This window comes from Clostridium sp. CTA-1 (assembly GCF_054768215.1).
The window spans coordinates 26,966-42,294 of record NZ_BAAAAP010000023.1; the positions used below are offsets into that span (position 1 = coordinate 26,966).

Genomic DNA, 15,329 nt, shown 5'->3' on the forward strand with positions numbered 1-15,329 from the left:
TACAATATATAAAACAGAAGCGAGGTTTTATCATTGATAAAAATAGAAGATATTTTATCTGGTAACTTTTCAGCATATCCAGAAGAAACACAAATTTATATGAAAAATTATGCTGAAAAACTTAGAGATCATATAAAAACAGAATTAATAAATGATAAGGCAGATAAAATTCTTAAAGACATAGATAAAAGTAAAGATTACTTTATAGATACACTAACTGAAATTTTAGAAAATGGCTGCAAAGGTTATAACACCATGTCCACTAAAACTTTATTAAATATATATTTAAGTGTTAAATCTGAAAAGGATTTTATAAATTTAATAGAAAAAGTTTCAAATGAAGTTCCATCTCTATAAATCTATCTTCAAAATGCATAGATAACATCTTCTATATCATATTAAGTTCTCTATGCATTTTTCATATTCATCTACAAAGTAAAGTATTCTTCTAAAAACTTGTATTCCTAATCACTATATATAAAGCCATAATCACTAATGTTATCGTAACATTAATAAATTCTTAATCATATAATAAGGTTAAGTACTAATATAAATTGAATTTTAGTAAACAAGTACTTCTTGTGTAAATCTTCTAGATTGAATATATTATTTGAAAGAAAATGATTTATTAATTGGAAATTAATTATAATTTGTATATATTTGTAACAACAATATAAGGTAACTAAAATATTATTTAGAAAAAATATTTTAATGGGAGATATGATAAAAATGGACTGCATAAATAATTGTGAACATTCAATTGTTTTACCTAATCCTATAACTCAGGTGGCTAGTATGCCCTATGCCTTATATCTTTCACTTCAAGGAAAATATTTTGTAGGATATGCAGATGAATTAAAATTCGGAAATGGTAGAAGTGCATGGGCAGGATTAATAAATCCTTGTGGTTCTGGAGTTAATCTACACGTTTATGTTTGGACTGTTACAAATATCGGAACCTCTCCAATAAGAGCACAAATATGGTTTAATTCAGATCCACCTGGACAACCAACTATATCAGAATTAGTTACTCCAGCTAATACAGCTCTTTGTCCATTACCACACCCAAGGATTAAACTTCTTGAAGCAAGTAATGTTAGAGGAGAACCTCAAGGTGGAGTTAAAGCCTTTGTTAGAAGAGTTCTCCCAGAGGTTACAATTGCGGATGAGGAAGTAGGTAAATTTATTTTTCCTCCTGGAGGATCCTTTATTATTTTCTTATCAAATCCAGAAGCACCTAATGAACCTGCTGAAGGTAGAGTCGCCTTTGGATGGTGGGAAGAAAAGATAAAATAAAGTAATTTAAGACATTAAAAATCAAGCAAAATACCTTTGATTTTTAATGTCTTTTTTATAAATTTCCACATAATATTTATGGTGAAGCAGGCTTTGAAAAAGTTAAATAATATTCTTAAACAAAATTAGAAAAATTTAGTTTTATTTTAGCGCTTCTGCTGCATTATAGGAACTTCTAACTAATGGTGATGAAGCAATATATTTAAATCCCATATCAAGTCCTATTTTCTTATATTTCTTAAATACCTCTGGATGCACATATTCTTCAAGTTCAATATGTTCTTTAGAAGGTTGAAGATATTGACCTATAGTAACTATATCACACTGGTATTTTCTTAAATCTTTTAGTAACTCTATAACTTCTTCTTCTTTTTCCCCAAGACCTACCATAAATCCTGATTTAGTAAGTATACTTTTGTCTATTTTTTTTACTTTCCTTAAAAGTTCTAAAGAACGAGTATATATAGCTTCTGGTCTTACCTTTTTATATAATCCACTTATGGTTTCTATATTATGATTTAATATTTCTGGTTTTTCATCTAAAATAACCTTCAATGCCTCCCAATTACCTTTTAAATCTGGAATGAGCACCTCGATTGTTGTATTTGGTGTCAATTTTCTAATTGCTCTTATTACCTCTGCAAATTGACTTGCTCCTCCATCTTCTAAATCATCTCTAGTAACAGAAGTTATAACTGCATGCTTTAATCCTAATTCCTTTACAGCTTGTGCTACATGTAATGGTTCTTCTTTATCTACACATTGTGCTTTACCAGTTTTTACATTACAAAATCTGCAATTTCTTGTACAAACACTACCCAATATCATAAAAGTTGCAGTTCCTTTATTATGACACTCCAATCTATTAGGACAATTAGCTTCATCACAAACTGTATTTAATCCTAATGATCTTTTAAGTGCATTAATCTTCTTTGTGCTATCACCAAATTGAAACTTTATTTTTAGCCATTCTGGTTTTCTTTTATACATACTTCACACCCCAAAATCAATTGTTTTTGGAAACTACCTAACTTATATCTAAAACATAAGTTCTAAAATTTCTTCATTTTTTACACCATTTATATATTCATTAATATTAATATTATTTAATACCTGTTTTACATGTTTTTCCTCATGTTTTATTTCTTTAAATTTATATTCTAATCCTTTTATATCTTTTTTAAAAAAGAAATCTCCATAAAACTTCATTTCCTTTATATAACCATTCTCAACATTTAAATTAACTTGAATAGTATTTTTACCGCATCTCCCTTCTTTTGAATAATTATATTTAGGTGAATCCCCAAAATTCCACTTCCAGGTTGAAAATCTGTTTTTAACTATTTTATCTATTTGTTTTAATTCTTTCTCTGAAAACTCATATAATTCTTTTTTACTAAAACATTTCATTACATAATCTACCACATAATTTTTAAACTCTATAACATCCATATTATTTAAATATTTATTTATATTTGTTACCCTAGCTTCCACAGATTTAACAGCTTTATCTTTAAACTTCAATGGGTTTACTTTAAGCGCTTTAATTAATTCCCCCATAGAAACTGAAAAAAGCAATGTTCCATGATGTAAAACCTTATCTTTATAATAATATTGAGCATTACCTGAAATTTTTTTTCCTTCTATAACTAAATCATTTTTACCTGAAAACTTAGCTTGTACCCCTAAAAAATTTAATGCCTCTATTATAGGTTTTGTAAACTTTCTAAAGTTTTCCTCGACATTCTCTGAAGTTCTCCCTATAAATGTAAAATTTATATTACCTAAATCATTAAAAACAGTTCCCCCTCCTGTAAGTCTTCTCACTATTTTCATACCTTTTTCTTTTATATAATCACCGTTTACTTCTGCCATAGCGTTTTGATTTCTACCTACTAATATACACGGCTCGTTTCTCCATAGCATAAAGCATTCATCTTTAATGTTTTCTAATACATATTGCTCTGCGGCGTGATTAAAATAAGGATTGGTATTGTTGTGATTAATAAATATCATGATTATCCCCCTTATATAATGTAGTTGTACCATTTGATAGAAAACATCTTTATTTTGTAACCAACATTATTAACTCACTTGTGAAAATTATTTTTATATTTTATTTAACCTATAAGATACTTAATCACTTCATTTTATCTTTTCTATGTTGGTTTTATTTCAGCTATAACTATACTAACTGAAATCAGAGATTTTCAAGGTTTCTTAAAACCTAAACTGTTAGTTGCATACATTGGGGTTAACCCTTCTATTAATGAATCTGGTAAATTTAAAAATTATACAGAATAAACTTTTTAAAATTTTTATCAACTTTTACTAGTTGGTCTAATTTTTATGAATATTACATTTGTTTCTTCTAATGTTAATTATAACATTTTATTTAACTTTTTTCCATTTAATTGCAGTTTCTCATTTCTATATATAAAAAACAATAAATCCCAAAGCCTCTATAAGCTTGGAATTTATTGTCCTTTATTTTTTTAATTTATACTTTCCGTTGTTATCCGCAGTTATTAATCTTCCTTTTTTGTTATCAAGATATATTTTAAACCCAACCTTATATAACATTAGTTTAATAAATTACAAAACATTTATTATTTCTTTCAATAATCTCACTTTCTACTCCATAAACCTCTTTTATAGTTTTAGGAGTTATTACATCTTCTATTTTCCCTTTAGAAAATACATTACCCTTACTAACTAAAATTCCATAATCCGCATAATTTAAAGCAAAATTTAAATCATGTAATACGGTAATAATAGTTTTACCTTCTTCTCTTAATTTTTTTAAATGTTTCATAACTAATATTTGATGTTTTATATCTAAATTAGAAATAGGTTCATCTAATATAATACAGCTCGTTTCTTGAGCAATAGCTCTAGCTAAGATAACTCTCTGCTTTTCTCCACCACTTATTTGGGTAATCGTTTTATCTTTAAGATGTAGCACTTCCATCTTTTTCATTGCATTTATAACTATGTCTTTGTCCTCTTTGCCTTCTGATTGAAAAGTTTTAAGTTTATGATTTCTTGCCATCATAACTAAATCATAACAAGTAAATTCAAGCTCTATATTTGTGTTTTGTGGAACATAGCTAATTCTACTGGCTAAATGCTTTGCCTTTATATTTTTTAAATTTTCTCCTTCTAATTCTATTCTTCCTTTTGAGGGTATTATATTCTTTATTATAGTTTTTAATAAGGTAGTTTTACCACTTCCATTAGGTCCTACGATTACATAAAACTGTCCTCTTTGAAAATCTATATTTAATCCTTTTAATATTTCATTATTTCTATTCTTATAAGAAATATTTTTTAAACTTAGAAAACTCATTTCTACCCTCTTTTCTTCTTCCAAAGCAAATACATAAAGTAAGGTGCCCCAAATAAACTGGTAACAGCACCTACTGGTAATTCTGTAGGCGTCATTATACCTCTTGCTAATGCATCACATATTATTAAAAATAAAGCTCCTAAAACCATCGAAAAAGGAATAACTTCTCTATGGTTAGCTCCTACTATAAGCCTTGCTATATGAGGAGTAATTAATCCTACAAATCCTATTATTCCACTAACAGATACTATTGCTGCTACCATTATTGAACTTAAAACTATCATCTTCTTTTTAAACTTTTCACTATCTATTCCTAGTATATATGCACCATCTTCTCCTGTGGCCATTATATTTAACGCTCTATAGTTATAATAAAAAATAAAAGATATTATTATAACTATTGGAGCTAAAAAATAAATTTGTTTATAAGAAGCATTTCCGAAACTCCCCATTGTCCAGTAAATAATTCTCTCTATAGCTTCTTTATGTAATATCATAGACATTGAAATTAAAGAGGACATAAAAAAGTTCAAAGCTATTCCTGCTAATAATAATGTAGTGGTTGGAATTTTATTTCCTACTCTAGCTATATTATAAACTATAAAAATAGTTAAAATAGCTCCTATAAATGCACATAAAGTGGTTACTAAAGCTCCTTTTGTCTCTAATTTATAAACTATAGATATAGTTGCTCCAAGAGCTGCTCCTGAAGATATTCCAAGAACATAAGGATCTGCCATTGAATTTTTAAATATTCCTTGAAAAGACGTTCCTGTAACAGATAGACCTATTCCTACCAAAGCCGCAAGTATTATTCTTGGCATTCTTATGTCCCATATTATCTTCTGTAGTGTGTAATCATTTATATTTCCCACAAAATTATTTAAAATGACCTCTATAACTTTAAAAGGAGTTATACTAGCAGCTCCAATAGTTATAGAAACTAAAGAAGCTATTATAGCAATTATTATTAACCCAATGAATAAACTCTTTTTTTTCATTTAATGTCTCCTCATTATTGATTATTTAAATGCTTCAGGATGAATAATTTTTGCTAATGCTTCTAGTCCATCCGCTTGTCTTGGGCCTTGTCTTAATAACATGTTATCATCAATTTCATATACTTTATTTTTCTTTGCTGCAGGAAGATCTTTATACTTATCAGTAGCTAAAAAATTCTTTTTAATATTAAATTTATCTGATAATATTATCATTTCCGGCTTATTTTCAACTATTTTTTCAAAAGAATAATTCCATCCCTTTGTGTCCTTAGCAATATTATCTCCACCTGCTTTTTCAATCATTTTACCTATAAAAGTATCTCCTCCAGCAGTAAAATCTGCTTTTCCAAAATCAACCACATAGTAGATCTTAGGTTTATTTAATGACTTTACCTTATTTTCAACACTTTCAACTTTCTTTTTCATAGCATTAACTATAGTTTGACCTTTTTCAGCTACTCCTAATATAGTAGAAATATCCATTATGTTTTTATAAGCTCCATCTAGGTCCTCTGCACCATAAAGAACTGCTACTTTAATTCCTAAGTCTTCAAGTTTTTTCACAGTATCCTTTGAAAAATGAGCTCCACCTATAACTAAATCTGGTTTTAATTCAGTTATTTTTTCTATACTTGGATCCTTTACTCCACCAACTGATTTTACTTTGCTAACCGCCGCTGGATAATCATCAAAATCTGATCTTCCAACTAATGTATTTTCTTTATTTAAAGCATATATGGTTTCCGTTGCTCCAGGTGAAAGGCTAACTATTCTTTCTGGAGCTTTATCAAAAGTTAGTTCTTTCCCATAGGAATCTGTAATTTTTATATTTTTTTGTGCTTCTTTATTTTCTCCCTTCTTTAAATTGCATGATACTAGCATAAAAGCTAGCATAATACAAATAATCACTGATACTCTTCTTTTTAAATTTTTCATGATTTACATCCCTTCTTTTATATATCGTCTGATTTCTTATGTAATACGCTTTAATACTTATTTTTTTATATTTAAGTATTATTAAGCTTCAGTAATCTATTATATATTTGCAATAATTTACCGTCAAGCATTCAAATTAACTAAACTCCTTTATGTTTACCTATTATTATAAGTTTTTTATGCATATATTATATTCTTAAATTTATTCTTATTCTTTATCCTGATTTAGATATATTTACATTACTTTATAAAAAAGCCACGAGAAAAATAAATTTCTCATGGCTTTATAACTTTCCTTTTATTCATAGTGTCTTTTTAATATTGTAGATCCCCTATAAAATAAATTTAATGCAAATATTACAAAAGCTACCGCTAATACAATACCTGCTAAGGCATATATAGCTCTATATCCATAGGTTATAACAATGCTTCCCCACAATATTGATCCTATTCCATAGCCACCATCCAATAATGCATAGTAAATAGCATTTGCTACCCCTTTTTTATCTTGATTTACAGTATTTAAAATCATTACATTAATTATAGGTAACAATGATCCCATCATAATACCACATAAGAATCCCAATATTAATAATATATACATTGTCTTTACCATAGCCATTCCAAATATAGAAAATGCAAATATTATAAGTCCAATAGACAATACAGTATTCATTCCAAGCTTATCAACTATTTGATTTATAAATAATCTTGATGCTAATATTCCTAGTGCGTTTATTGTAAAAAATAAACCTATATTACTAAATCCTAGTTCTATGCCATACAATGCTGTGAAGGATAATATAGTACTTTCTGCAACTGCTGCTAAAAAAAGAATTAAAGATGGCACTAATATTTCTTTACTAATACCATTAGAATCTGTATCACTTTTTATAGTCTTAAATTTTTCACAGTGTGTATTAATATTTTTCTCATAGGATAAGAAAAGTGCTACTAATATAGTAATTATAGCCACTGCAAAAGTTGTAATAAATAATAAGTTAAACTTATCGTATCCACCTCCAACTATGTGAAGTGCCATAGATGGTCCTATAGCTGTAGTAATAGTTATACCAACACCTGAATACCCTATTCCCTCAAGCATCCTTGTTGGTGGTGTAACATCAGTAACAATAGTAGCTATTGCTGTAGATGAAATACCAAAACCAAAGCCTTGCATTACTCTAAATATTACAAGTAATACTATCCCATTACTAAAAATATATCCTATAGTTGAAAAAGCAGTAATAGCTACCCCTAATATCAATATTTTTTTTCTTCCAAGTTTGTCTAATAACTTTCCTGCAAATATTCTTATAAATAAAGCTGCTAATGTAAAGGCTCCTGTCATTATACCTGCATAACTGTCTACCCCAGTAATTTTTTTAGCATATATAGATATGGTAGATAATAATAAATTACAAGTTAAATTTACCCCTACTGTAATAATTAATGCTAATATAAAATATTTGCTCCATAGCTTTTCTTTAGTTTCCATAATATTTTTGCCTCCCATAAAAATTCTGCAAATTAAATTTTACCTTTAATCTTGAAAAAAGATTGTAGTTTAGGCTACAATTGATTTATAAAATTTCATTTTAAGAAAGGACTACATATGATAAAAAACAATAGATTTCTTCCTGGCTCTTCTATAGATATTAATTCTGATTTCTATAAAATATTTGAAGAAGCTGGTACAATTAAAAAATATAACAAAGATGAAATAATCTATTTCCAAGAGGATGTGGCAGAAAACTTTTATTTAATAAAATCTGGCCGTGTTAGAATGTTTCTTATTTCACCAGAAGGAACTGAACTTACTATTGAAATATTAAGAAAGGGAAAATTATTTGGAGAATCCTCCTGTTTTAGTTATGGATCTAGGTTAACATCTGTTAGTGCTGCCACAGATGTTGAACTAATTTCAGTAAGTCTTGAAAATCTATATCCCTATTTAACTAAGTATCCAGAATTAATGGTTCAAATGTTTCATCTTATGTCTTTAACAATGAAAAATCTATCAATTCAAGTTAGTAATATGGCCTTTTTACCTGCTGAAAAAAAACTTGCTCAATTACTAGTAAGATTAGGTGTGCATTTTAAGAAAAATAAAAATGATAAATGTTATATAATTGATTATTCTCATGAAGAAATTGCTCAACTTATTGGTAGCTGTAGAGTTACAGTTACTAAAACATTAAATTCTTTTCAAGAAAAAGGAATGATTTCCTTAGGATATAAGAAAATTAAAATTATAGACGAAAAAAGATTAAAGAACGAATACTATAACTATTTTGTATAAACTTATATATGAAGTTAAAACTCTTGTGGACTATAATTATAAATTATTACTATAAATATCCAATATAGTCTAAGAAATTTACCATAGTAAAAATTTTTTTTACAAAGTATGTACAAATAAAACTAAAATGGGATGTCTAAAAATAGATTTAATTTTTATATTTGGGGTTTTAAAATTAAATCTATTTTATCTTGAGACATCCCACTTTAATATTTTATTTATATTTAAGCTTATCTACTAAATGTTGAAAGGCTATTTTAGGATTATATATTAAGCTTCTTGGTCCAGAAAATTTCATTGCTTCTATTATTTTCTCTCTCATTTCCTTTTTATAGCAATGAATTTTACAACTACCACAGTTTGGTTTATTTTCTCCAAATCTGCAATGATCTAATCTAAAATTGGCATATTGTAAAAGTTCCCTGCACTCATCGCATAATGCTTCTTTTGTTTTATGTTTTTTTCTACAATATAGATCTATCATAAATTCTATACTTTCCTTTTGCTTTTCTATTCTGGATTTCTTCATATAAATAACACCCCTTAAAACCGCAGCTCTTTTAAATATTTAATTTTATTAAATCTATGCTAGTGCCACTTTCCTTTCTGATTTTTTATTTAAATCATCATTTTCAATAGATTTTAAAGCAAAACTACTTTCAACTAGGCCCATCTTTGAATTCTTTAATTCTATAGTTTTATTACATATAGCTGTGGTAGATTTTCTATGGGATATAAGTATTATACTTCTATGCTCACAATTCTCATTTATTGCTTTTAGTATTTGTCCTTCATTTAAAGTATCTAAATTGCTAGTAGGCTCGTCTAGTATTAATATAGGTGCTTCATTTATAAACGCCCTTGCAAGCCCTATCCTTTGCTTTTCTCCTGATGATAAATTTCCACCAAGCTCTCCTACTTTTGTTTCATAGCCTTTAGGAAGATTTTCTATAAAATCATGTATAGATGCTTTTTTAGCAGATTCTATTACCTGTTCCCTACTAGCCTTTATATTTCCCATTTTTATGTTCTCTTCTATAGTTTCATTAAATAAAAAAGTTTCTTGACTTATTAGGGTTTGATTTTTTCTAAGATTTTTTGTTTCTATATTTTTAATAGAATTTTCTCCTATAAAAATATCCCCTTTATTAACATCCCAAAATCTCATAAGAAGTTTTACAAAGGTACTTTTGCCTGTACCACTTTCTCCTACTATGGCTATCTTTTCTTTTTCATTTATAGATAATCTCACATTTTCTAATATTTTATTTTTTCTTCCTTGATAGGAAAAGCTTACATTATCATATACTATATTAGTATTTAATATTTTTTCTCCCCTGTCTATTTCTTCTACCATAGGCTCCTCATCTAAAATACTAAATACTCTTTCAGCAGAGGCAAAGGTATAGAGCAAATTATTTGAAAGATTACTTAAAGCTACCACTGGTCCAAAGGATGAAGCAATAATAACAATTGCTAAAATCATATAACTAAGATCTAATATATGTTTCATATATAAATTGTATCCTACTAAACTATAAGTTACTATAGCAAACATTATAGTAAAATCTGTTGTAGCCCTTATTATACCCTCATGATTTTTTATACCCTTTAATTTTTCATTTAATTTATTAGAGTTTTTATTTATATTATCTAATCTTTCTTGTCCATTATCATAAAGTAATATCTCTTTTAATCCTCTTAAGGAATCTAACAAATAAGAATTAGTTTCTCCAAAAGTATTTCTATATTCTAAAGCTGATTTATTGCCTATCTTTGAAGAATAATAAGGAATAACAAAACCTATGATAGAGTAAAATACTATAGCTAATATCCCAAAATAAATATTAATATTAAATAATACTATGGTTATTATAGTTGATGTAATTATAGCTATTAATATGGGTGCAATAGTATGAGCATAAAAAACTTCTAAAAGTTCAATGTCAGAGGTTATTATAGAAATTAAATTTCCTTTTTCTTTTGTTTCTAATTTTGCTGGTGCTAATTTTCTTAAAGAAGTGAAAACTTTATCTCTTAATATTGCTAATATTTTAAAGGCTATATAATGACCGGAAAGTTGTTCTACATATCTAAATAAACCTCTTAATATTGCAGAAACAATAATTATTGTTATGGCACTTTTAAAGGATACTATGCTTTTTCCTCCTAAAACATCCCCTATAGCTACAGCTCCAAAGGAAGTAATAGAAATAGCTGCTAAAAACCCTAAAACCCCCATAGTTACTGTAATGGTCATTATTGGCATTAAAGGCTTAACTTCTAAAATAAGCCTTTTCATTATACTAAATCCAGATCTTCTTTTCATTTTATGCACCTCCTAAGCCTTCTAATGCCTGTTGTTTTGTAAGCATATCATAATAATATGACCCTTGTTCATATAAATCTATATGATTTCCATTTTCTACAACTTTCCCCTTATCCAGCACATAAATTTTATCTGCATTTTTCACATTAGCTAATCTGTGGGAAATCACTAATATAGTTTTTTCCTTGGATAATTTATAAATGGCCTGCCAAATCTTTTCTTCACTTTCCACATCTATATTAGAGGTAGCTTCATCAAAAATAATCATATCTCTATTCCCTAAAATAGTTCTGGCTAAAGCTAATCTTTGTTTTTGACCACCAGATAATAAACTTCCACCCTCTCCTACTTTAGTTTTTAATCCATTAGGTAAAGCTTCTACAAAGTCATATAAATTTGCAACTTTTAAAGCTCTCTCTATTTCTTTCCTAGTTGCATCTTTTTTAGCCATTAACAGATTTTCTAAAATTGTTCCATTAAATATATAACTATTAGTAGAGATAAGTGAAATTTTTTTACATATATCTTTAAAAGAAATATCTTTATATTCTAAGTTATTTATCTTTATATTCCCTTTATCTATTCCATAGTTTTTTAATATAAGTGAAGCAATGGTACTTTTTCCACTACCACTTTCTCCTACAATTGCTACAAATTCACCATTATCCATATATAAATTTACATTACTAAGTACTTTTCTATGTTTATCATAGCCAAAGTCTACATTTTCTAATTTTATACTTATTTTCTTATTTTTTTCTTCTATAGATTTAAAAGAACATTGTTCATTTTCTACCTTACTATCTAAAAGTTTAAATATTTTTTCTGATGCTGCTATTCCATTCATAGATACATGAAAAAAAGATCCTAATAATCTTAAAGGTATAAAAAACTCTGAAGATAAAAGAATTATTATTAAAACTCCCCCTAAAGATACATTTCCATTTTTAAACTCATTTAGTGCAACTATACTTCCTAAAGCAGCCCCACCAAAAGCAATAAAATCCATTACATTTATAGAGTTTAATTGCATAGATAATACTTTCATAGTTATTCTTCTAAAGTTTTCTGCATCTTTGTTCATTTTTTCATGTCTTTCTTCATCTCTATTAAATATTTTTAACGTAGTTAATCCTTGTAGGTTTTCTAAAAAAGTTTCTCCTAAATCAGAATATATATTCCAATAATTTCTGAATATTTTTTTAGCTATTTTCATAATACACACTATGGATATAGGTATTAAAGGTACACAAATTATTAAAATTAAAGCTACTTTGATAGATATAAAAGATAAAATAAAAAATAAAGTAATTGGAGCTAACATTGAATAGAAAAATTGAGGTAAATATCTTCCAAAATAATTTTCTAAAGTTTCTACTCCTTCTCCTGTTAACTGTACTATAGTTGAGGTGCTATAGGTTTTATTATAGTTAGGTCCTAAATCTAAAAGCTTTTTATAAATAAGTTCTCTTAGTGTACTTCTTGATTTTGCAGAGGATAAATAAGAAAATTTACTATAATAAATATTACATATAAATCTTATAATCAAAATAGAAATTACTAAAGGTGTATATTTTATTAAATTTACCTTGTCCTCTTTATATACACAGTTAATAAATTTACCTAATAATATTATTACGGATGCATTACAAATCATAGATATCCAATTCATCAATACCGTAAGCTTTACATATTTCTTAGACTCACTACATAAATTTATGAGTCTTTTATCTAGCATCATAAAATTCACGCCTCCTTAAGTGTTTTAATTTTTATAAATACTATAGTTTTAACTACTAATAAAACAACTATAGCTATTCTCATAGCTAAAATATCCTTCACAAAAAATAAAGTTATAAGCATTACATATACAGGTATTAGTATAGATAATTTAGTTTTTAATGTCATAGCTTTATTTTCTTTGAAACTTCTTACATGTTTTTTATAAATATTAGTATTTTCAAACCATATACTTATTCTTTTAGAACTTTTAATAAAACAAAAAGATGATAATAATAAAAAAGGAACTGTAGGTAATATAGGTAAAAATACACCTATTACACCTAACCCTAAAGAAATAAACCCTATAATTAATAATAAAACTCTTTTTATCATAAAACGCCCCCTGAATATATGTATCCATTAATAATATTATCATATAGGATAATGATTTTCAATATCATGTAGGAGCATTATAATTACAAAGTCTTTGATAGAACATTATCATAATATAAATAAAATGATATAATTGTATTGACGTACATAAGTTGGACTTATTTCCATATGACTATTATAAACAAAAGAAAGATGGCAAAAGTGTCTTTATAAATTGTGGAGGGATAAAATGTTTAAAAGTGTAAGCGACAAAAAATTAGGACTTATATTAGTTTTTTTAGCAGCTATGTTTTGGGGATATGTAGGAGTTCCTACTAAGCATTTAGCAGATCTAGGTTTTGATAACTATACTATTTCTTTTTTTAAAACAAGTATACCTGCAATATTTTACTTGATATATTCCTTTAAAAAAGATCCTTCTTTGTTTAAAGTAGATAAAAAAGGTGTTTTATTTTTTATAATTTATGGCATAGTGGTTATAGCAGGATGTTTTATAGCCTTTAATATAACCATAAATTTACTTCCTTTAGCCTTGGCAACTATGTTTTTATACACTTCTCAAGTTTGGGTGGTAACTATTTCCTACTTTATGTTTAAAGAAAAGTTTACAACACAAAAAGCAATATCTATGCTGTTAATTTTAATAGGTTGCTTTATGATGTGTGAAATGCACAAATTAGGAAGTTTTAACCTAAGTACCAAGGGTATATTTTGGGGTCTTATATCTGGATTTACCTTTGCACTACAAATACTTTTAGCTAAAGTAAGTAATGAAAGATACCATTATAACCATAATTCTTTACTGACTTATTCATTTTTATTTGCAGCTATATTTTTATTTCCTTTTATGGATATGAAAAACAACATTCATATTTTTAAAAGCTCTAATAATTTATTTTTCCTATTTAAAAACATATTCTGGAGTGTTATAGGTACCCTTATTGCAAACACCGCCTATGTAAAGTCTGTAGAATATATAGAAGCTAGCATTGCTAGTATGGTATCCTCTTTGGAACTAGTTATAGCTTCTGTTTTAGGTTTTATAGTATTTAATCAATCTTTAAATTTAGTTCAAATATTAGGAATGGCTTTAATTCTTGTGTCTATAATTTTATTAGAAATAAAAAAATCAGTTTTGTTAAAATTATTTAAGAGACCTCATAAAAAGTTAGAAGTCGCCTCTGAAACCACCTATGAAAACTAAGATTAAATAAAGTTATAAATTTATAACTCTTAGTAACACAAAAATAAGGTATCTCAAAATAGATTTAATTTTATTTTGAGATACCTCTTTCTATATAATATGTTTTAATAAGGATTAAATTTTAAAATATTATTTTACATAAATCAATCTACCGGAATTTATACCCCAGGTTTCATCAAAATAGGTACAAACTTTTTTTGAGTGAGTTACTATAATAACACATTTATCTTCTTCATGGGCTAATTTAACTAATATATCCATTATTGTTTCTTCTGTGTCTCCATCTAGATTTCCCGTTGGCTCGTCTGCAATTATTATATCAGGATCATGAGCAAGTGCTCTAGCTATTCCTACACGTTGTTGTTCTCCCCCTGAAAGTTTTAATACCCTTCTTTTAGCTTTTTCTCTATCAATTCCTACTTTTTCTAATATTTCATAAGCATACTCTTCTTTAAATTTCTTTTTAACCCCACTTATGTCCATAGATAAGATTATATTTTCTATAGCTGTCGCATTAAGTAATAAATTATACCCTTGAAATATAACTCCAATGTTTTTTCCCCTATATAAATCCCTATCAATAGATTTTATATCTTTATCCTTATATAAAACTTCTCCTGACGTACTTGTATCTAATCCAGATATTAAAGATAAAAGAGTACTCTTTCCTGATCCTGATTTCCCCACAATACCAATTACTTTTCCTGTTTTAAAAGTTATATTTATATTTTTTAAAACGTCTTTATCTCCATCTTCATATCGATAACATAAATTTTTTAATCTTAATATACTCATAT

Annotated in this window: 16 protein-coding genes; 5 read left to right on the plus strand and 11 right to left on the minus strand. The window is 27.0% G+C overall.

Annotated elements, in window-relative coordinates; all coding sequences use genetic code 11:
* Window positions 1-33 precede the first annotated feature (33 nt).
* A complete protein-coding gene (locus ACYUEW_RS15430) occupies window positions 34-357 on the plus strand; it encodes a hypothetical protein (RefSeq protein WP_003486795.1) in 324 nt (107 codons plus the stop codon).
* A gap of 372 nt (window positions 358-729) precedes the next feature.
* The gene (locus ACYUEW_RS15435; protein ID WP_265203794.1) at window positions 730-1,296 is read left to right on the plus strand and encodes a DUF6143 family protein; all 567 of its coding nucleotides are present in this window, start codon (window positions 730-732) and stop codon (window positions 1,294-1,296) included.
* A 141-nt stretch (window positions 1,297-1,437) separates the two neighbouring features.
* Here ACYUEW_RS15435 and lipA read toward each other — a convergent pair whose 3' ends face one another.
* Window positions 1,438-2,286, minus strand: coding sequence for a lipoyl synthase (gene lipA, locus ACYUEW_RS15440; RefSeq protein ID WP_265203793.1), 849 nt, complete (start codon window positions 2,284-2,286; stop codon window positions 1,438-1,440).
* 48 nt (window positions 2,287-2,334) lie between these two features.
* Window positions 2,335-3,312 carry a lipoate--protein ligase gene (locus ACYUEW_RS15445; RefSeq protein WP_265203792.1) on the minus strand — a complete coding sequence of 326 codons (978 nt, stop codon included), beginning with the start codon at window positions 3,310-3,312 and terminating at the stop codon, window positions 2,335-2,337.
* Between the two features lie 156 nt (window positions 3,313-3,468).
* Here ACYUEW_RS15445 and ACYUEW_RS15450 point away from each other — a divergent pair, with 156 nt between their 5' ends.
* Window positions 3,469-3,600, plus strand: a complete 132-nt coding sequence (locus ACYUEW_RS15450; protein ID WP_080265260.1) for a transposase — start codon at window positions 3,469-3,471, stop codon at window positions 3,598-3,600.
* A gap of 283 nt (window positions 3,601-3,883) precedes the next feature.
* On the opposite strand, the gene ACYUEW_RS15455 is transcribed toward ACYUEW_RS15450, so the two are convergent.
* From ACYUEW_RS15455 to ACYUEW_RS15470, 4 genes are all read right to left on the minus strand, one after another.
* Window positions 3,884-4,645 carry an ABC transporter ATP-binding protein gene (locus tag ACYUEW_RS15455; RefSeq protein ID WP_042385240.1) on the minus strand — a complete coding sequence of 254 codons (762 nt, stop codon included), beginning with the start codon at window positions 4,643-4,645 and terminating at the stop codon, window positions 3,884-3,886.
* 2 nt (window positions 4,646-4,647) lie between these two features.
* Window positions 4,648-5,646, minus strand: a complete 999-nt coding sequence (locus tag ACYUEW_RS15460; protein ID WP_460277170.1) for a FecCD family ABC transporter permease — start codon at window positions 5,644-5,646, stop codon at window positions 4,648-4,650.
* 21 nt (window positions 5,647-5,667) lie between these two features.
* Complete coding sequence (locus ACYUEW_RS15465) at window positions 5,668-6,582, minus strand: ABC transporter substrate-binding protein (RefSeq protein ID WP_216471587.1); 915 nt, start codon at window positions 6,580-6,582, stop codon at window positions 5,668-5,670.
* Window positions 6,583-6,880: 298 nt separating this feature from the next.
* Window positions 6,881-8,080 (minus strand): MFS transporter, encoded by a 1,200-nt coding sequence (locus tag ACYUEW_RS15470; protein WP_042385243.1) that lies wholly within the window; start codon window positions 8,078-8,080, stop codon window positions 6,881-6,883.
* A 117-nt stretch (window positions 8,081-8,197) separates the two neighbouring features.
* Here ACYUEW_RS15470 and ACYUEW_RS15475 point away from each other — a divergent pair, with 117 nt between their 5' ends.
* A complete protein-coding gene (locus ACYUEW_RS15475) occupies window positions 8,198-8,884 on the plus strand; it encodes a Crp/Fnr family transcriptional regulator (RefSeq protein ID WP_460277173.1) in 687 nt (228 codons plus the stop codon).
* Window positions 8,885-9,098: 214 nt separating this feature from the next.
* Here ACYUEW_RS15475 and ACYUEW_RS15480 read toward each other — a convergent pair whose 3' ends face one another.
* Genes ACYUEW_RS15480 through ACYUEW_RS15495 form a run of 4 tightly spaced genes read right to left on the minus strand, consistent with a single transcriptional unit; the run spans window position 9,099 to window position 13,328 of the window.
* A complete protein-coding gene (locus tag ACYUEW_RS15480; RefSeq protein ID WP_460277175.1) occupies window positions 9,099-9,413 on the minus strand; it encodes a nitrous oxide-stimulated promoter family protein in 315 nt (104 codons plus the stop codon).
* Between the two features lie 54 nt (window positions 9,414-9,467).
* Entirely contained in the window at window positions 9,468-11,213 is a 1,746-nt protein-coding gene (locus ACYUEW_RS15485; RefSeq protein ID WP_460277177.1) for an ABC transporter ATP-binding protein, read from the minus strand.
* Between the two features lies 1 nt (window position 11,214).
* Window positions 11,215-12,954 (minus strand): ABC transporter ATP-binding protein/permease, encoded by a 1,740-nt coding sequence (locus ACYUEW_RS15490; RefSeq protein WP_460277179.1) that lies wholly within the window; start codon window positions 12,952-12,954, stop codon window positions 11,215-11,217.
* Between the two features lie 5 nt (window positions 12,955-12,959).
* The gene (locus ACYUEW_RS15495; RefSeq protein ID WP_460277181.1) at window positions 12,960-13,328 is read right to left on the minus strand and encodes a YbaN family protein; all 369 of its coding nucleotides are present in this window, start codon (window positions 13,326-13,328) and stop codon (window positions 12,960-12,962) included.
* Between the two features lie 229 nt (window positions 13,329-13,557).
* On the opposite strand from ACYUEW_RS15495, the gene ACYUEW_RS15500 reads away from it, so the two are divergent.
* Window positions 13,558-14,532, plus strand: a complete 975-nt coding sequence (locus ACYUEW_RS15500) for a DMT family transporter (protein ID WP_460277183.1) — start codon at window positions 13,558-13,560, stop codon at window positions 14,530-14,532.
* A gap of 129 nt (window positions 14,533-14,661) precedes the next feature.
* On the opposite strand, the gene ACYUEW_RS15505 is transcribed toward ACYUEW_RS15500, so the two are convergent.
* A complete protein-coding gene (locus tag ACYUEW_RS15505; RefSeq protein ID WP_265203784.1) occupies window positions 14,662-15,327 on the minus strand; it encodes an ABC transporter ATP-binding protein in 666 nt (221 codons plus the stop codon).
* Window positions 15,328-15,329 lie beyond the last annotated feature (2 nt).

Coding starts and splice junctions, on each gene's coding strand:
- ACYUEW_RS15435 (WP_265203794.1), top strand. CDS start 730: ATGGACTGCATAAATAATTGTGAACATTCAATTGTTTTACCTAATCCT.
- lipA (WP_265203793.1), bottom strand. CDS start 2,286: ATGTATAAAAGAAAACCAGAATGGCTAAAAATAAAGTTTCAATTTGGT.
- ACYUEW_RS15445 (WP_265203792.1), bottom strand. CDS start 3,312: ATGATATTTATTAATCACAACAATACCAATCCTTATTTTAATCACGCC.
- ACYUEW_RS15455 (WP_042385240.1), bottom strand. CDS start 4,645: ATGAGTTTTCTAAGTTTAAAAAATATTTCTTATAAGAATAGAAATAAT.
- ACYUEW_RS15460 (WP_460277170.1), bottom strand. CDS start 5,646: ATGAAAAAAAAGAGTTTATTCATTGGGTTAATAATAATTGCTATAATA.
- ACYUEW_RS15465 (WP_216471587.1), bottom strand. CDS start 6,582: ATGAAAAATTTAAAAAGAAGAGTATCAGTGATTATTTGTATTATGCTA.
- ACYUEW_RS15470 (WP_042385243.1), bottom strand. CDS start 8,080: ATGGAAACTAAAGAAAAGCTATGGAGCAAATATTTTATATTAGCATTA.
- ACYUEW_RS15475 (WP_460277173.1), top strand. CDS start 8,198: ATGATAAAAAACAATAGATTTCTTCCTGGCTCTTCTATAGATATTAAT.
- ACYUEW_RS15480 (WP_460277175.1), bottom strand. CDS start 9,413: ATGAAGAAATCCAGAATAGAAAAGCAAAAGGAAAGTATAGAATTTATG.
- ACYUEW_RS15485 (WP_460277177.1), bottom strand. CDS start 11,213: ATGAAAAGAAGATCTGGATTTAGTATAATGAAAAGGCTTATTTTAGAA.
- ACYUEW_RS15490 (WP_460277179.1), bottom strand. CDS start 12,954: ATGATGCTAGATAAAAGACTCATAAATTTATGTAGTGAGTCTAAGAAA.
- ACYUEW_RS15495 (WP_460277181.1), bottom strand. CDS start 13,328: ATGATAAAAAGAGTTTTATTATTAATTATAGGGTTTATTTCTTTAGGG.
- ACYUEW_RS15500 (WP_460277183.1), top strand. CDS start 13,558: ATGTTTAAAAGTGTAAGCGACAAAAAATTAGGACTTATATTAGTTTTT.
- ACYUEW_RS15505 (WP_265203784.1), bottom strand. CDS start 15,327: ATGAGTATATTAAGATTAAAAAATTTATGTTATCGATATGAAGATGGA.